The sequence below is a fragment of the Streptomyces sp. Q6 genome (assembly GCF_036967205.1).
In the GTDB taxonomy this organism is placed as follows: domain Bacteria; phylum Actinomycetota; class Actinomycetes; order Streptomycetales; family Streptomycetaceae; genus Streptomyces; species Streptomyces citrinus.
In genome coordinates, this window is the sequence record NZ_CP146022.1 from 1,377,838 (window position 1) to 1,394,125 (window position 16,288).

The 16,288-nt window shown below is 71.0% G+C and carries 12 protein-coding genes and 1 pseudogene; all 13 read right to left on the reverse strand.

Going from position 1 to position 16,288, the window contains the following annotated elements; translation table 11 throughout:
• Positions 1-223 precede the first annotated feature (223 nt).
• Positions 224-2,368 (reverse strand): annotated as a pseudogene (locus tag V2W30_RS06530) (primosomal protein N').
• A gap of 104 nt (positions 2,369-2,472) precedes the next feature.
• Positions 2,473-3,681, reverse strand: coding sequence for a methionine adenosyltransferase (gene metK, locus V2W30_RS06535; protein WP_338694388.1), 1,209 nt, complete (start codon positions 3,679-3,681; stop codon positions 2,473-2,475).
• Positions 3,682-3,932: 251 nt separating this feature from the next.
• Complete coding sequence (gene coaBC / locus V2W30_RS06540) at positions 3,933-5,168, reverse strand: bifunctional phosphopantothenoylcysteine decarboxylase/phosphopantothenate--cysteine ligase CoaBC (protein WP_338694389.1); 1,236 nt, start codon at positions 5,166-5,168, stop codon at positions 3,933-3,935.
• A 96-nt stretch (positions 5,169-5,264) separates the two neighbouring features.
• Positions 5,265-5,537: a DNA-directed RNA polymerase subunit omega gene (rpoZ, locus tag V2W30_RS06545; RefSeq protein WP_005319902.1), complete on the reverse strand. Its 273-nt coding sequence runs from the start codon at positions 5,535-5,537 to the stop codon at positions 5,265-5,267.
• A gap of 53 nt (positions 5,538-5,590) precedes the next feature.
• On the reverse strand, positions 5,591-6,148 hold the full coding sequence (gene gmk / locus V2W30_RS06550; RefSeq protein WP_338694390.1) for a guanylate kinase: 558 nt from the start codon (positions 6,146-6,148) through the stop codon (positions 5,591-5,593).
• A 61-nt stretch (positions 6,149-6,209) separates the two neighbouring features.
• Positions 6,210-6,533, reverse strand: a complete 324-nt coding sequence (locus tag V2W30_RS06555; RefSeq protein WP_026246651.1) for an integration host factor — start codon at positions 6,531-6,533, stop codon at positions 6,210-6,212.
• Positions 6,534-6,873: 340 nt separating this feature from the next.
• Positions 6,874-7,740: an orotidine-5'-phosphate decarboxylase gene (pyrF, locus tag V2W30_RS06560; RefSeq protein WP_338694395.1), complete on the reverse strand. Its 867-nt coding sequence runs from the start codon at positions 7,738-7,740 to the stop codon at positions 6,874-6,876.
• Complete coding sequence (locus V2W30_RS06565) at positions 7,737-8,846, reverse strand: quinone-dependent dihydroorotate dehydrogenase (RefSeq protein WP_338694396.1); 1,110 nt, start codon at positions 8,844-8,846, stop codon at positions 7,737-7,739. The genes pyrF and V2W30_RS06565 overlap by 4 nt, the downstream gene beginning before the upstream one ends.
• Positions 8,847-8,926: 80 nt before the next feature.
• Positions 8,927-12,235 (reverse strand): carbamoyl-phosphate synthase large subunit, encoded by a 3,309-nt coding sequence (gene carB / locus V2W30_RS06570; RefSeq protein WP_338694398.1) that lies wholly within the window; start codon positions 12,233-12,235, stop codon positions 8,927-8,929.
• Positions 12,228-13,370 (reverse strand): glutamine-hydrolyzing carbamoyl-phosphate synthase small subunit, encoded by a 1,143-nt coding sequence (gene carA / locus V2W30_RS06575; RefSeq protein ID WP_338694400.1) that lies wholly within the window; start codon positions 13,368-13,370, stop codon positions 12,228-12,230. Before carA ends, carB begins: the two co-directional genes overlap by 8 nt.
• Positions 13,367-13,936 carry a hypothetical protein gene (locus V2W30_RS06580; RefSeq protein WP_338694402.1) on the reverse strand — a complete coding sequence of 190 codons (570 nt, stop codon included), beginning with the start codon at positions 13,934-13,936 and terminating at the stop codon, positions 13,367-13,369. Before V2W30_RS06580 ends, carA begins: the two co-directional genes overlap by 4 nt.
• Positions 13,933-15,222 (reverse strand): dihydroorotase, encoded by a 1,290-nt coding sequence (locus V2W30_RS06585; RefSeq protein ID WP_338694403.1) that lies wholly within the window; start codon positions 15,220-15,222, stop codon positions 13,933-13,935. The genes V2W30_RS06580 and V2W30_RS06585 overlap by 4 nt, the downstream gene beginning before the upstream one ends.
• A gap of 5 nt (positions 15,223-15,227) precedes the next feature.
• Entirely contained in the window at positions 15,228-16,205 is a 978-nt protein-coding gene (locus V2W30_RS06590; RefSeq protein ID WP_338694404.1) for an aspartate carbamoyltransferase catalytic subunit, read from the reverse strand.
• Positions 16,206-16,288: the final 83 nt, after the last annotated feature.

The window sequence follows — 16,288 nt, forward strand, 5'->3', positions numbered from 1 at the left end:
CTTACCCCCACCGCCATCTGCCTCCTCGTACGCCACGTACGGGGAGGCAGTGGTGTGTTGACGCGCCGGGGGGCACGTCGGCTTCCAGGGAGTGACGACTTCCGACGGCTTCCCGGGGTTTCTCGGGCTTCCCCGGACTTCCCCGGACTTCCCCGGAGGTTTCGCACGGCTTCCCGTGTGTCCTCGGGTTGACCCTCCGCTGTCAGCGCCGCTTGACGTTCGGTCAGCCGATGTCCAGCGGATCCACCCGTACCCGCACCGGCTCGACCCCGCCACGTGCCATCCGCGCGGCCTGCGCCTGCTTGAGGGCGGTGGCCAGCGCCGCCCCGCTGCCGGGCGGCACCCGCACGAGCGCCCGCTCCCACTGCTCCCCGGGTGGCGGCGCCCCCGTCCGCCGGGCGGCCCCGGGCGCGGGTTCCGGCACGGGGACGGGCCCGAGGACCTCCGCGTCCGCCGGCAGTTCGACCGCGCCGAGGAAGCTCGCGAGCGCCTCCGCGGTGCCGGTCACCGACGCCATCCGGGAGACCGGCGGGAAGCCCAGCTCGGCCCGGTCGGCCAGCTCGCGCACCGCGTGCCCCACCGGGTCCCAGCGGACCAGCGCCTGCACCGGCCGCAGCGTCGGCTCGGCCATGATCACGACGATGCCGCCGGCCTCCTGGGGGCGGACCAGCGCGGACGCGGCGATCCAGCGGCGCAGCGCGTCCTCCCGGCCCGCAGGTCGGGCCGCCCCAGCATCGCCCATCCGTCGAGCAGCAGCGCGGCCGCGTACCCGCCCTCGGCGACGGGCTCGGCGCCCGGCGTACTGACGACGAGCGCGGGGGCACCCGGGACGGTGTCGAGCACCTGCTCACGGCCGGACGTCCGCACCGGAACCGCGGGGAAGGCCCGGCCCAGCTCCTCGGCGGTGCGCCGCGCCCCGACGACCTGAGCCCGCAGCCGCACGCCGCCGCACTCGCCGCACCGCCAGTTGCCCTCCTCGCGTCCGCACCAGCCGCAGGCGAGCACGCCGGTGGCCTCCCGCGCCTCCAGCGGACCGGCGCAGTGCCGGCACCGGGCGGGCTCCCGGCACCGCTGGCAGGCGAGCCGGGGCACGTACCCGCGGCGCGGCACCTGCACCAGGACGGGCCCGGTGCGCAGCGCGTCCCTGGCGACGTCCCAGGCGATGCTCGGCAGCCGCGCGGCCCGCGCCGCCTCGTCCCTGGCCAGGTCCAGATCGCCGACGGTCCGCACGCGCGGAGCGACCCGCCGTACCGCTTCCCGGGGAGCGGCAACGGCGGCGGCCCAGCCGCTGTGCACCAACTGCGCGGCCTCGACCGTGCAGCCCCAACTGCCCAGCAGGAAGGCGCACTTGTCCCGGGTGGCACGCAGCTCCAGGACCTCCCGCACATGCGGGAACGGCGCATGGTCGTCGCTGTGATGCCCGTCCCCGTCGTCCCAGACGACGACGAGTCCCAGGTCTCTCACGGGGGCGAACATGGCGGCCCGCGTCCCCACCACCGCCCGCACGGCGCCGCGCCGCACGGCGAGCCACTCCTCGTAGCGCCGCTGCTGTCCGGCCTCCGCGGTGAGCAGTGCGTGCTGCCCCTCCCCAGGACGTCCCGCAGCGCGGCGTCCACCCGGGAGGCGAGCCGCACGGTGGGCACGACCACCAGCGCCCCGCGCCCGGACGCCAGCGTCGCCTGAACGGCGAGCGCGATCTCGACGGCCCACTCGGGGCCCGGCAGCGCGGTCCACACGGCACGCGGCGCACCGCCCGAGGCCAGCGAGGCCAGCAGGTCGGCCCCCGCTCGTACCGGCGCCACGATCCGGCGTCGGGTGCGGCGGGCAGCGCGGGCGGCGCCGGGAACTCCTTCGCCTCGGCCTTGGCGTGCCGGGGCGGGACGGCGAGTTGCAGTACGTCGGCGAGGCTGCCCGCGTACCGGTCGGCCACGGCCCGGGTCAGCCCGAGCAGTTCGGGCCCGAGCACGGGCTCCGGCGACACGACCTGGGCGAGCGCGGCGAGAGGCCCCTGGTAGTCGGCCTCGGCGACACGCTCCACCAGGAACCCGTCGATCAGGCCGCCGCCCTCGCGCCGCCCGTCCCGCACCTGGCGGCTGCCCGCGCCGAACCGCACCCGCACCCGCACCCCCGGCTGCGCGACGGCGTCCAGCTCCTGCGGCACCGCGTACTCGAAGTACCGGTCGAGGTGGAGCACGCCCTTGTCGACGAGCACCCGGGCGACCGGCAGCTCGCCGGCCAGCGGCGCCCCCCGCCACGTCCGCGGCTTGGCCTTCGGCTTCTTGGCCTTGCGCACGGTCTCCCGGATCAACGCAAGCTGCTCCGGCTCGCCGCCGTCGGGCTGCGCGGGGGTGTCGTTCTCGCTGCTCACAGGTGCATTCCTACCAGAGGGCACGGACAGCCGAAGGGCCGGGAAAACGCCGGGGCCCGGGCCTCCCGAAGGAGACCCGGGCCCGAGAGCGCCAGAACCGGGACCTACAGACCGGCGGCCTTGCGCAGCGCGTCCACGCGGTCCGTCCGCTCCCAGGTGAAGTCGGGCAGCGCGCGCCCGAAGTGGCCGTAGGCGGCCGTCTGGGAGTAGATCGGGCGGAGCAGGTCGAGGTCACGGATGATCGCGGCCGGGCGGAGGTCGAAGACCTCGGAGATCGCGGCCTCGATCTTGTCGGTGTCGACCGTGTTCGTACCGAAGGTCTCGACGAAGAGACCGACCGGCTCGGCCTTGCCGATGGCGTACGCGACCTGGACCTCGCAGCGCGAGGCGAGACCCGCGGCCACGACGTTCTTGGCGACCCAGCGCATGGCGTACGCGGCGGAGCGGTCGACCTTCGACGGGTCCTTGCCCGAGAAGGCGCCGCCACCGTGCCGGGCGTAGCCGCCGTAAGTGTCGATGATGATCTTGCGGCCGGTGAGGCCGGCGTCGCCCATCGGGCCGCCGATCTCGAAGCGGCCGGTCGGGTTCACCAGGAGGCGGTAGCCCTCGGTCTCCAGCTTGATGCCGTCGTCGAGGAGAGCCTTCAGCTCGGGCTCGACGACGAACTCGCGGATGTCGGGGGCGAGCAGCGAGTCCAGGTCGATGTCCGACGCGTGCTGCGACGAGACGACCACGGTGTCGAGACGCACGGCCTTGTCGCCGTCGTACTCGATGGTGACCTGGGTCTTGCCGTCCGGACGGAGGTAAGGGATCGTGCCGTTCTTGCGGACCTCGGAGAGGCGGCGCGACAGGCGGTGCGCGAGGTGGATCGGGAGCGGCATGAGCTCCGGCGTCTCGTCGCACGCGTAGCCGAACATCAGGCCCTGGTCGCCCGCGCCCTGCTTGTCGAGCTCGTCGTCATCGCCCTCGACGCGCTTCTCGTACGCGGTGTCGACGCCCTGCGCGATGTCGGGCGACTGCGAGCCGATGGAGACCGAGACGCCGCAGGACGCGCCGTCGAAGCCCTTCTTCGACGAGTCGTAGCCGATCTCGAGGATCTTGTCGCGCACGAGCTGCGCGATCGGCGCGTACGCCTTGGTGGTGACCTCGCCGGCCACGTGCACGAGGCCCGTGGTGATCAGCGTCTCGACGGCGACGCGGGACGTGGGGTCCTCGCGCAGCAGGGCGTCAAGAATGGTGTCGCTGATCTGGTCAGCGATCTTGTCGGGGTGACCCTCGGTCACGGACTCCGAGGTGAACAGGCGACGGGACACAACGCTCCCTGTGGTTGCAGCGGCTGCTGGCTGATCATTGACGGACGGTACGGGGGCTGCGCCCGACGACATCCGGGAACAGTTTATCGGTCGTGCTCGGCCGCCGGACCACGCGTCTCGCTACTTGGGAGCGCTGTGACCTGCGACACCGCATTCTGCGATACGACCATCGACTTCCGGAAGAGTACCGGGCGCCCGGAATTCCCTTGTTTTGGGGGGTTCGGGGCACCCGAAGGGGCGAATGTGGATTTTCACCCGCGCCGGACGACCTCGTCCCAGATCCGGTCGGCGAGCGCGTCCTTCGGCCCGTAGGGGACCGGGATCTCGCTGCCGTCGGCGCCGAGGATCACGGCCTCGTTCTCCTCGGAGCCGAACGTCTTGCGCTCCCCGACCTCGTTGACGACGAGCAGGTCGCAGCCCTTGCGGGCGAGCTTGGCGCGGCCGTTGGCGAGGACGTCGTCGGTCTCGGCGGCGAAGCCCACGACGACCTGGCCGGGGCGCGGCCGGTCGGCGGAGATCTCGGCCAGGATGTCCGGGTTGCGGACGAGCGCGATCGGCGCGGGCTCCTGGCCGTCCTTCTTCTTGATCTTTCCGGTGGCGTACGTCTCGGGGCGGAAGTCGGCGACGGCGGCGGCCATGACGACCGCGTCGGCGTCGGCGGCCGCCTTGAGGACCGCCTCGCGCAGCTGGACGGCCGTTCCCACATGCACGACGTCGACGCCGGCCGGGTCCGGCAGGGCGGCGTTCGCGGACAACAGGGTGACGCGGGCGCCGCGCGCCACCGCGCTGCGGGCCAGCGCGTAGCCCTGCTTGCCGGAGGAGCGGTTGCCGAGGAAGCGGACCGGGTCGAGGGGCTCGCGGGTGCCGCCCGCGCTGACCACGACGTGCTTGCCGGCGAGGTCCCGCTCGCCGCCGCCCGCGAGGACCCGGCGTACGTAGTCGAAGATCTCGACCGGGTCGGGGAAGCGGCCCTTGCCCGTGTCCACGCCGGTGAGGCGGCCGACCGCGGGCTCGATGACGAGGGCGCCGCGGCGGCGCAGCGTCGCGACGTTCTCCTGGGTGGCCGGGTGCTCCCACATCTCGGTGTGCATGGCCGGCGCGAAGACGACCGGACAGCGGGCGGTGAGGAGGGTGTTGGTGAGGAGGTCGTCGGCGAGGCCGTGGGCCGCCTTGGCGAGCATGTCGGCGGTGGCCGGGGCGACGACGACGATGTCGGCGTGCTGCCCGATGCGCACGTGCGGGACCTCGTGGACGGAGTCCCAGACCTCGGTGGAGACCGGGTTGCCGGACAGGGCGGACCAGGTGGCGGCGCCGACGAAGTGCAGTGCCGAGTCGGTGGGCACGACCCGCACCTCGTGTCCGGACTCCGTCAGGCGTCGCAGCAGTTCACACGCCTTGTAGGCGGCGATTCCACCGCTGACCCCCAGTACGACCTTGGGCTTCGACGACACCGGATCTCCCCTGACTTCGAAAACGTACGACTCCATGACACACCACAGGCCCGGCAGTCGTTCTCCCAGCTGACGCTGAGAGGTGCCTCCTGCCGGGCCTGTGATGACGTGATGACTGCGATACGACGAGCGTTACTGCGCCGGGCCCTCGATGGCCTCGGACGTCAGCAGGCCCGCGTTGATCTCGCGGAGAGCGATCGAGAGCGGCTTCTCGTGGACGTGGGTGTCCACCAGCGGGCCGACGTACTCGAGCAGACCCTCACCGAGCTGCGAGTAGTACGCGTTGATCTGACGCGCGCGCTTGGCGGCGTAGATGACCAGGCTGTACTTCGAGTCGGTGGCCTCGAGGAGCTCATCAATCGGCGGGTTGATGATGCCCTCGGGCGCGGTGATGGAAGAGGACACGCTCTGCCTTCCGATGGGGGGCCGGGACCGACAGGTCCCGACTGGGGTAAAGATCAAAGAACTTTCATCAAGGCTAGCAGCTCACGCGCTACGTCCTCGACGGAGGTGTTGACAAGGGTCGTGTCGAACTCCGCCTCGGCCGCCAGCTCCACCTTCGCGGCCCCGAGACGACGCTCGATGACCTCCGGTGCCTCGGTACCGCGCCCGGTGAGCCGGCGGACCAGCTCGTCCCAGCTCGGCGGGGCGAGGAAGACCAGCTGCGCCTCGGGCATCGACTCCCGGACCAGGCGGGCACCCTGGAGGTCGATCTCGAGGAGCACCGGCTCGCCCGCTTCGAGGCGGTCGAGCACGGCACGCCGCGGGGTGCCGTAGCGGTTCCCCGCGAACTCGGCCCACTCGAGGAGCTCGCCATTGGCGATCAGCTTGTCCATCTCCTCGTCGGTGACGAAGAAGTACTGGACTCCGTGCTTCTCGCCGGGGCGCGGCTTGCGGGTCGTCGCCGACACCGAGAGCCAGACCTCGGGGTGCTGCTTGCGCATATGAGCGACGACCGTGCTCTTGCCGACTCCAGAGGGGCCGGAGAGCACGGTCAGCCGCGGACGTTCACTCATGCAGCGATTATTCCAGTTGTTCCGGAGTGCCCGGACCAGTCTCGCGACCGGCCGCGGTCACTCAGGCGCCGGTGCTGCCGAACTCGCGCTCCAGGGAGGCGATCTGGTTGGAACCGAGACCGCGCACCCGGCGGGATTCGGAGATCCCGAGACGCTCCATGATCTGCTTGGCGCGGACCTTGCCCACGCCCGGCAGGGACTCGAGGAGGGCGGAGACCTTCATCTTTCCGATGACATCGTTCTCCTGACCCTGCTTGATCACCTCGTGCAGGGAGGCGCCGGAGTGCTTGAGTCGATTCTTGACCTCGGCCCGCTCCCGGCGAGCCGCGGCGGCCTTTTCGAGCGCGGCTGCGCGCTGTTCAGGGGTAAGGGGCGGAAGAGCCACGCCTACGTCACCTCGGATGTCGAACTGTCGGATACGGACCGGTGAGGAACCTAGTCGCCCCACACCTGGTGAGCAACGAGCAACGCGATTACCTGCGCTGGCCTCTTCGCTCTCGTCGGAGACTAGCGGCCAAGGCCGCCTGAGTCAGCGAGAACAGAGGAAAAGTCCTGGTCAGCCTCGCTCGAGCCCTACATTTCGGACATAACGACCGGTAATTCGGTCAGGATTCGGACGCCTGGCCAAAGGTCGGCACGGAGTGCCACCCCCGTACCGACCCCGCACCGGCCTCCGGCCGACCTCCGGCGGACCTCCGAGCGACGTCGCGGGCCGCTCGGCGGAGCTACGCGACCGCTTCCCGCACCTGGTCCGCGAAGCGCACCGCCGCGTCGCGCAGGGCGGCGACCGAGGGGCCCTCCTTGAGAACGCCCCGGCTCACGTTCGGTACGACGTTGCGCGCGGCGGCGCCGAACACCGTCGGGAGATCGGCGGCCGTCGCACCCTGCGCGCCGATACCGGGGGCGAGGAGGGGACCGTTGATGTCGAGGTCGTACGAGGACAGGTCCCCGAGCGTGGCGCCCACGACAGCGCCGAAGGAGCCCATCGGGGACTCCCCCGCGTTCTCCGCGGCGAGGTGCGCGAGCATCGTCGCGCCGACGTTGCGGCCGTCGGCACGGACCGCGTGCTGGACCTCGCCGCCCTCGGGGTTGGAGGTGAGCGCGAGGACGAAGAGTCCGGCGCCGGACTCGCGCGCGAGCTCCACGGCGGGCTTCAGCGACCCGTAGCCGAGGTAGGGCGAGACCGTCAGGGCGTCCACGAACAGCGGGGAGTCCTTGCGCAGGTACGTCTCCGCGTACGCGGCCATGGTCGAGCCGATGTCGCCGCGCTTGGCGTCCATGACGACGAGGGTGCCCGCGGCGCGCAGCTCCGCGACGGCCTGCTCCAGGACGGCGATGCCGCGCGAGCCGAACCGCTCGAAGAACGCCATCTGCGGCTTGACCACGGCGACCGTGTCGGCCAGCGCCTCGACCGTCGTGCGCGTGAAGGATTCCAGGCCCGCGATGTCGTCGTCCAGGCCCCAGGAGGAGAGCAGGGCGGCGTGCGGGTCGATGCCGACGCAAAGCGGACCGCGCTCGTCCATGACGCGGCGCAGACGGGCGCCGAAGGGTTCACCCGAGAGATTCTGGTCGGACGACGGGAGGGCGGTCATGCGGCGTCAGCCTTCTTCCGGACATCGGCGCCGATCGCGTCGGCGAGGGTGGCGTACGGGCTCGTACGGAGGCGGGCGGCGAGGCCCTTGTGGATCGCGCGGGCGTAGAACGGGCCCTCGTAGATGAAGGCCGAGTAGCCCTGGACGAGGGTGGCGCCGGCGAGGATGCGCTGCCAGGCGTCCTCGGCGTTCTCGATGCCTCCGACGCCCACGAGGGTGATCCGGTCCCCCACGCGCGCGTAGAGGCGCCTGAGGACCTCCAGGGAGCGTTCCTTGAGCGGCGCCCCGGACAGGCCGCCGGTCTCGTCGACGACATCGCCCTTCGTGACGAGACCTTCGCGGGAGATCGTGGTGTTCGTGGCGATGACGCCGTCCAGACCCAGCTCGACGGCCAGGTCGGCGACCGCGTCGATGTCCTCGTCCGCGAGGTCGGGGGCGATCTTCACCAGGAGCGGGACGCGGCGGGAGCGGACCGAGCGGTCGGCGGCCTCGCGCACGGCGGTGAGCAGCGGGCGCAGCGCCTCCGTGGCCTGGAGGTTGCGCAGGCCGGGCGTGTTCGGCGACGACACGTTCACGACGAGGTAGTCGGCGAAGGCGGCGAGGCGCTCGGTGGACTTCACGTAGTCGCCGACGGCCTCGGCCTCGGGGACGACCTTGGTCTTGCCGATGTTGACGCCGACCGTGGTCCTGAAGACGGGGCTGCGGGAGGCCAGACGGGCGGCGACGGCCAGCGAGCCCTCGTTGTTGAAGCCCATGCGGTTGATCAGCGCGCGGTCCTGGACGAGGCGGAACAGGCGCTTCTTGGGGTTGCCGGGCTGCGGCTCGCCGGTGACGGTGCCGATCTCGATGTGGTCGAAGCCGAGCATGGCCATGCCGTCGATCGCGATGGCATTCTTGTCGAAGCCCGCGGCGAGGCCGAAAGGACCGTGCATACGAAGGCCGAGGGCTTCGGTACGCAGCTCCTTGTAGCGCGGCGCGAGCGCGGCCGCCACGAAGGTGCGCAGAACGGGGGTGCGGGCCGCGAGGCGGATCCAGCGGAAGGCCAGGTAGTGGGCCTTCTCGGGGTCCATGCGCTTGAAGACGAGGTTGAAGAACAGCTTGTACATGGCTGACGTCCTATAGGTGCTCATGAGGCGGTGGGCTCATGAAGAGGGGGACACCGTTCCGGTGTCCCCCTCTTGGGCTGCTAGTCGCGGGCCGCGGTCAGGTGTTCCGCGTGTTCCTGCAAGGAACGGACGCCCACGTCCCCGTGGTTCAGAGCGTCGATGCCCTGGACGGCGGCCGCGAGGGCCTGGACCGTCGTCAGGCACGGCACGGAGCGGGCGACCGCCGCCGTGCGGATCTCGTAGCCGTCGAGACGGCCGCCGGTGCCGTACGGGGTGTTGACGATCAGGTCGACGTCACCGTCGTGGATGAGCTGGACGATCGTCTTCTCGCCGTTGGGGCCCTCGCCCTCGGACTGCTTGCGCACGACGGTGGCGTTGATGCCGTTGCGCTTGAGCACCTCGGCCGTGCCGGACGTGGCGAGCAGCTCGAAGCCGTGGGCGACCAGCTCGCGCGCCGGGAAGATCATCGAGCGCTTGTCGCGGTTGGCGACGGAGATGAACGCCCGGCCCTTCGTCGGCAGCGGGCCGTACGCGCCGGCCTGCGACTTGGCGTACGCCGTGCCGAAGACGGAGTCGATGCCCATGACCTCGCCGGTGGAGCGCATCTCCGGGCCGAGGACGGTGTCGACGCCGCGGCCGTGGATGTCGCGGAAGCGCGACCACGGCATGACGGCCTCCTTGACGGAGATCGGCGCGTCCAGCGGCAGCGTGCCGCCGTCGCCGGTCTTCGGGAGCAGGCCCTCGGCGCGCAGCTCGGCGACGGTGGCGCCCAGCGAGATGCGGGCGGCGGCCTTCGCGAGCGGCACCGCGGTCGCCTTCGAGGTGAAGGGGACGGTGCGCGAGGCGCGCGGGTTGGCCTCCAGGACGTAGAGGATGTCACCCGCCATCGCGAACTGGATGTTGATCAGGCCGCGGACGCCGACGCCCTTGGCGATGGCCTCGGTCGAGGCGCGCAGGCGCTTGATGTCGAAGCCTCCGAGGGTGATCGGGGGCAGGGCGCACGCCGAGTCGCCGGAGTGGATGCCGGCCTCCTCGATGTGCTCCATGACGCCGCCGAGGTAGAGCTCCTCGCCGTCGTACAGGGCGTCGACGTCGATCTCGATCGCGTCGTCGAGGAAGCGGTCGACGAGGACCGGCCGCGAGGGGCTGATCTCGGTCGACTCCTCGATGTACGAGGACAGGCGGGTCTCGTCGTAGACGATCTCCATGCCGCGGCCGCCGAGCACGTAGGACGGGCGGACCAGGACCGGGTAGCCGATCTCGTCGGCGATGGCCTTGGCCTCGGCGAAGGTCGTGGCCGTGCCGTGCTTGGGGGCGGGCAGTCCGGCCTCGGCGAGGACCCGGCCGAAGGCGCCGCGGTCCTCGGCGGCGTGGATCGCCTCCGGGGAGGTGCCGACGACGGGCACGCCGTTGTCCTTGAGCGCCTGCGACAGGCCCAGCGGGGTCTGGCCGCCGAGCTGGACGACGACGCCCGCGATCGGGCCGGCCAGCGACTCCGCGTGGACGATCTCCAGCACGTCCTCGAGCGTCAGCGGCTCGAAGTACAGGCGGTCGGAGGTGTCGTAGTCCGTGGAGACGGTCTCCGGGTTGCAGTTGACCATCACGGTCTCGTAGCCCGCCTCGCTGAGCGCGAAGGAGGCGTGGACGCAGGAGTAGTCGAACTCGATGCCCTGGCCGATGCGGTTCGGGCCGGAGCCCAGGATGATCACGGCGGGCTTGGTGCGCGGCGCGACCTCGGTCTCCTCGTCGTACGAGGAGTAGAAGTACGGCGTCTTGGCGGCGAACTCGGCGGCGCAGGTGTCGACCGTCTTGTAGACCGGGCGGACACCGAGCGCGTGCCGGACCTCGCGGACGACGTCCTCGCGCAGGCCGCGGATCTCGGCGATCTGGTGGTCCGAGAAGCCGTGGCGCTTGGCCTCGGCGAGCAGGTCGGCGTCGAGGCGCTCGGCGGCCGCCAGCTCGTCGGCGACCTCCTTGATCAGGAAGAGCTGGTCCACGAACCACGGGTCGATCTTCGTGTAGTCGAAGATCTCCTGCGGGGTGGCGCCGGCGCGGATCGCCTCCATGACGGTGTTGATCCGGCCGTCGGTCGGGCGCACGGCCTCTTCGAGGAGGGCGGTCTTGTCGCCGGTCTCGCCGACGAAGGTGAACTGCGAGCCCTTCTTCTCCAGGGAGCGCAGCGCCTTCTGGAACGCCTCGGTGAAGTTGCGGCCGATGGCCATGGCCTCGCCGACCGACTTCATGGTCGTGGTCAGCGTGGAGTCGGCGGACGGGAACTTCTCGAACGCGAAGCGCGGGGCCTTCACGACCACGTAGTCGAGCGTCGGCTCGAAGGAGGCCGGCGTCTTCTCCGTGATGTCGTTCGGGATCTCGTCGAGCGTGTAGCCGACGGCCAGCTTCGCGGCGATCTTGGCGATCGGGAAGCCGGTGGCCTTCGAGGCGAGGGCCGAGGAGCGGGAGACGCGCGGGTTCATCTCGATGACGATGATGCGGCCGTCGTCGGGGTTCACCGCGAACTGGATGTTGCAGCCGCCGGTGTCGACGCCGACCTCGCGGATGATCGCGATGCCGATGTCACGCAGGCGCTGGTACTCGCGGTCGGTGAGGGTCATCGACGGGGCGACGGTGATCGAGTCACCGGTGTGCACGCCCATCGGGTCGAAGTTCTCGATGGAGCAGACGACCACGACGTTGTCGTTCTTGTCGCGCATCAGCTCCAGCTCGTACTCCTTCCAGCCGAGGATGGACTCCTCCAGGAGCACCTCGGTGGTCGGGGAGAGCGTGAGGCCCTGACCGGCGATGCGGCGCAGCTCCTCCTCGTCGTGCGCGAAGCCGGAACCGGCGCCGCCCATGGTGAAGGAGGGGCGGACGACGACGGGGTAGCCGCCGAGGGTGTCGACACCCTTGAGGACGTCGTCCATCGAGTGGCAGATCACGGACCGGGCGGACTCGCCGTGCCCGATCTTCTTGCGGACCTCTTCCACGACACCCTTGAAGAGGTCGCGGTCCTCGCCCTTGTTGATCGCCTCGACGTTGGCGCCGATGAGCTCGACGCCGTACTTCTCGAGGACGCCCTGCTCGTGCATGGAGATCGCGGTGTTGAGCGCGGTCTGGCCACCGAGGGTCGGCAGGAGCGCGTCGGGGCGCTCCTTCGCGATGATCTTCTCGACGAACTCGGGGGTGATCGGCTCGACGTACGTGGCGTCGGCGATCTCCGGGTCGGTCATGATCGTCGCCGGGTTGGAGTTCACGAGGATGACCCGCAGGCCCTCGGCGCGCAGGATGCGGCAGGCCTGGGTACCGGAGTAGTCGAACTCGGCGGCCTGGCCGATGACGATCGGACCGGAGCCGATGACCAGGACGGACTGGATATCGGTGCGCTTAGGCACGCTGGCCCTCCATCAGGGAAACGAAGCGGTCGAAGAGGTACGCGGCGTCGTGCGGGCCGGCAGCAGCTTCGGGGTGGTACTGGACGGAGAAGGCCGGCTGGTCGAGCAGCTGGAGGCCTTCGACGACCTGGTCGTTCAGGCAGACGTGGGAGACCTCGGCGCGGCCGAAGGGGGTCTCGCTCACCTTGTCGAGCGGCGCGTCCACGGCGAAGCCGTGGTTGTGCGCGGTGACCTCGACCTTGCCGGTGGTGCGGTCCTGCACCGGCTGGTTGATGCCGCGGTGGCCGTATTTGAGCTTGTACGTGCCGAAGCCGAGGGCGCGGCCGAGGATCTGGTTGCCGAAGCAGATGCCGAACAGCGGCGTCCTGCGGGCGAGGACGGCGGTCATCAGCGCGACCGGGCCCTCTGCGGTGGCCGGGTCGCCCGGGCCGTTGGAGAAGAAGACGCCGTCGGGGTTCACGGCGTACAGGTCGTCCTCGGTGGCGGTCGCCGGGAGCACGTGCACCTCGATGCCGCGCTCGGCCATGCGGTGCGGGGTCATGCCCTTGATGCCGAGGTCGACGGCGGCGACGGTGAACTTCTTCTCGCCGATCGCCGGGACGACGTAGGCCTCCTTGGTGGCGACCTCCTCGTACAGGCTCAGGCCCTTCATGAGGGGCTGGGCCTGGACCTTCTCGACGAGCTCGGCGTCGGTGGCCAGCGCCTCGCCGGAGAAGATCCCGGAGCGCATGGAGCCGCGCTCGCGCAGGTGGCGGGTGAGCGCGCGGGTGTCGATGCCGCTGATGCCCACGATGTTCTGGGCGACCAGCTCGTCGTCCAGCGAACGCTTCGCGCGCCAGTTGGACGGGATGCGGGCGGGGTCGCGCACGACGTAGCCCGAGACCCAGATGCGGCTCGACTCGTCGTCCTCGTCGTTCCAGCCCGTGTTGCCGATCTGCGGGGCGGTGGCGACCACGATCTGGCGGTCGTACGACGGGTCGGTGAGGGTCTCCTGGTAGCCGGTCATGCCGGTGGAGAACACGGCCTCGCCGAAGGTCTCCCCCACGGCCCCGTAGGCGCGGCCGCGGAACACCCGGCCGTCCTCCAGGACGAGAACGGCAGGAGCCTTCGTGGCTCCCCTGGTGGAGGTGGTCATCGTGCGGTGCCTTCCGTCGTTTTGGTCATCTTGTTGAGGGTCTCGACCCATGCGGCCTGCTCGGCGGCGTGGTCGGAGCGGAACCCGGAGTCGATCAGCCGGTCGCCGTGGGCCCAGGTGACGATCAGCAGACCGCCCTCCGTGAGGACCTTGCCCGCGATGCCCTTGTCGAGCCGGGCCTCGCGCACCGCGTCCAGCGGGATGAAGAAGTCGGCGGCTCCGGGGCGTACGACATCGAGTCCCGCGTCCGTCAGCGCCAGCTCGACACGGCTGCGGGTTCCGAGGCCGTGCGCCACGATGCGGTCGAGCCACTGCCCCGCGGTGGTGGAGCCGTGGTACCGGCCGCTCAGCTCAAGTCTGGCCGGACCGCGCCCGTCCGGCGCGCTGGGCAGCGGCGGCAGGTCGCCCTGGAGCGTGCCGCGCCACTTCCAGCCCTGGCGCATCAGCCAGTAGACGAGCGCGATGAAGAGCAGCAGACCGACGATCCAGCCGATCCGGTCGGGCCAGTCCGTCACGTCCGCCGACTTCTGATCGGCGGCCAGCTGGACCAGGTGCAGAGGTGTCACGCGAGCTTCCCGTCGGCGAGGGTGGCCTTGCCCCGCAGCCAGGTGTGGGTGACGCGCCCCGGCAGCTCACGGCCCTCGTACGGGGTGTTGCGGCTGCGGGAGGCGAAGCCCGCGGGGTCAACGGCTCCACGGTAGTCGGCATCCACGAGGACGAGGTTGGCGGGCTCACCTGCCGAGACGGGACGGCCGTGACCCTGCGCCCGTCCGATCTCGGCGGGCTTCACGGACATCCGGTCGGCGACCCCGGCCCAGTCGAGCAGCCCGGTCTCCACCATCGTCTGCTGGACCACGCTGAGCGCGGTCTCCAGGCCCACCATGCCCATGGCGGCGGCGGCCCACTCGCAGTCCTTGTCCTCGTGCGGGTGCGGGGCGTGGTCGGTGGCGACGATGTCGATGGTGCCGTCGGCGAGCGCCTCGCGCAGCGCCATGACGTCCTTCTCCGTCCGCAGCGGCGGGTTCACCTTGTAGACCGGGTTGTACGACCGCACGAGCTCGTCCGTGAGGAGCAGGTGGTGCGGGGTGACCTCGGCGGTGACGTCGATGCCGCGGGACTTCGCCCACCGCACGATCTCGACGGACCCGGCGGTCGACAGGTGGCAGATGTGCACGCGCGAACCGACGTGCTCGGCGAGCAGCACGTCGCGGGCGATGATCGACTCCTCGGCGACGGCCGGCCAGCCGCCCAGGCCCAGCTCGGCGGAGACGGTGCCCTCGTTCATCTGTGCGCCCTCGGTGAGGCGCGGCTCCTGGGCGTGCTGCGCGACGACGCCGCCGAAGGCCTTCACGTACTCCAGGGCGCGGCGCATGATCACGGCGTCGTGGACGCACTTGCCGTCGTCGGAGAAGACGGTGACGCCGGCGGCGGACTCGTGCATGGCGCCCAGCTCGGCGAGCTTCTGGCCCTCCAGGCCGACGGTGACGGCGCCGATGGGCTGCACGTCGCAGTAACCGGACTCCTTGCCGAGCCGGTAGACCTGCTCGACGACGCCGGCGGTGTCGGCGACCGGGAAGGTGTTGGCCATGGCGAAGACGCTGGTGTAGCCGCCGGAGGCGGCGGCCCGCGTGCCGGTGAGGACGGTCTCGGAGTCCTCGCGGCCCGGCTCGCGCAGGTGGGTGTGCAGGTCCACGAGGCCCGGCAGGAGGATCTTGCCGTCGGCCTCGACGACCTCGTCGACGCCCTCGGCGGACAGGCCACCGCCCACCTCGGCGATGACGGCACCGTCGATCAGGACGTCCTGCGGCTCGCCGCCGAGCACCTTCGCACCACGGATCAGGATCTTGCTCATGTCGTTCAGTTCCCCTCGGTACGGGTGTGCGTGACGGCGGGCTCGTTGCCGCCCAGAAGCAGGTAGAGGACGGCCATCCGCGTGTGGACGCCGTTGGCGACCTGCTCGATGACCGTGCAGCGCTCGGAGTCGGCGACCTCGGCGGTGATCTCCATGCCGCGGACCATCGGGCCGGGGTGCATGACGATGGCGTGGTCCGGCATCTTCGCCATGCGGTCGCCGTCGAGTCCGTAGCGGCGCGAGTACTCGCGCTCGGTCGGGAAGAAGGCGGCGTTCATGCGCTCGCGCTGCACCCGGAGCATCATCACGGCGTCGGACTTGGTGAGCGTGGAGTCCAGGTCGTACGAGACCTCGCAGGGCCAGGACTCGACCCCGACGGGCACCAGGGTGGGCGGCGCGACGAGGGTGACCTCGGCGCCGAGCGTGTGCAGCAGGTCGACGTTGGAGCGGGCGACGCGGCTGTGCAGCACGTCGCCGACGATCGTGACGCGCTTGCCGTCGAGACCCTTGCCGATCCCGGCGTCGCGGCCGACGAGGCGGCGGCGCATGGTGAAGGCGTCGAGCAGCGCCTGCGTGGGGTGCTGGTGGGTGCCGTCACCGGCGTTGATGACGGGGGCGTCGATCCAGCCGGAGGTGGCGAGCCGGTACGGGGCGCCGGACGCGCCGTGCCGGATGACGACGGCGTCGACGCCCATGGCCTCCAGGGTCTGCGCGGTGTCCTTCAGGGACTCGCCCTTGGAGACGCTGGAGCCCTTGGCGGCGAAGTTGATGACGTCGGCGGAGAGGCGCTTCTCGGCGGCCTCGAACGAGATCCGCGTGCGGGTCGAGTCCTCGAAGAAGAGGTTGCAGATGGTCCGCCCGCGCAGCGCGGGCAGCTTCTTGATGGGCCGGTCGGCGACGCGGGCCATCTCCTCCGCGGTGTCGAGGATGAGGACGGCGTCGTCGCGGGTGAGGTCGGCGGCCGAGATGAGGTGTCGCATCATCGGGGGTGCTCCGTAAGGAAGTTCAACCGTAAGGAAGTCGGGTGATGTGGGGCATACGGGCGCGCGAGGGCACGCCTTCGGGC

What these genes read in the sequence shown, in the direction of transcription:
- coaBC (WP_338694389.1), bottom strand. Translation starts at nt 5,168, where the DNA reads ATGGAGTCGTACGTTTTCGAAGTCAGGGGAGATCCGGTGTCGTCGAAG.
- gmk (WP_338694390.1), bottom strand. Translation starts at nt 6,148, where the DNA reads ATGAGTGAACGTCCGCGGCTGACCGTGCTCTCCGGCCCCTCTGGAGTC.
- pyrF (WP_338694395.1), bottom strand. Translation starts at nt 7,740, where the DNA reads ATGACCGCCCTCCCGTCGTCCGACCAGAATCTCTCGGGTGAACCCTTC.
- V2W30_RS06565 (WP_338694396.1), bottom strand. Translation starts at nt 8,846, where the DNA reads ATGTACAAGCTGTTCTTCAACCTCGTCTTCAAGCGCATGGACCCCGAG.
- carA (WP_338694400.1), bottom strand. Translation starts at nt 13,370, where the DNA reads ATGACCACCTCCACCAGGGGAGCCACGAAGGCTCCTGCCGTTCTCGTC.
- V2W30_RS06585 (WP_338694403.1), bottom strand. Translation starts at nt 15,222, where the DNA reads ATGAGCAAGATCCTGATCCGTGGTGCGAAGGTGCTCGGCGGCGAGCCG.
- V2W30_RS06590 (WP_338694404.1), bottom strand. Translation starts at nt 16,205, where the DNA reads ATGATGCGACACCTCATCTCGGCCGCCGACCTCACCCGCGACGACGCC.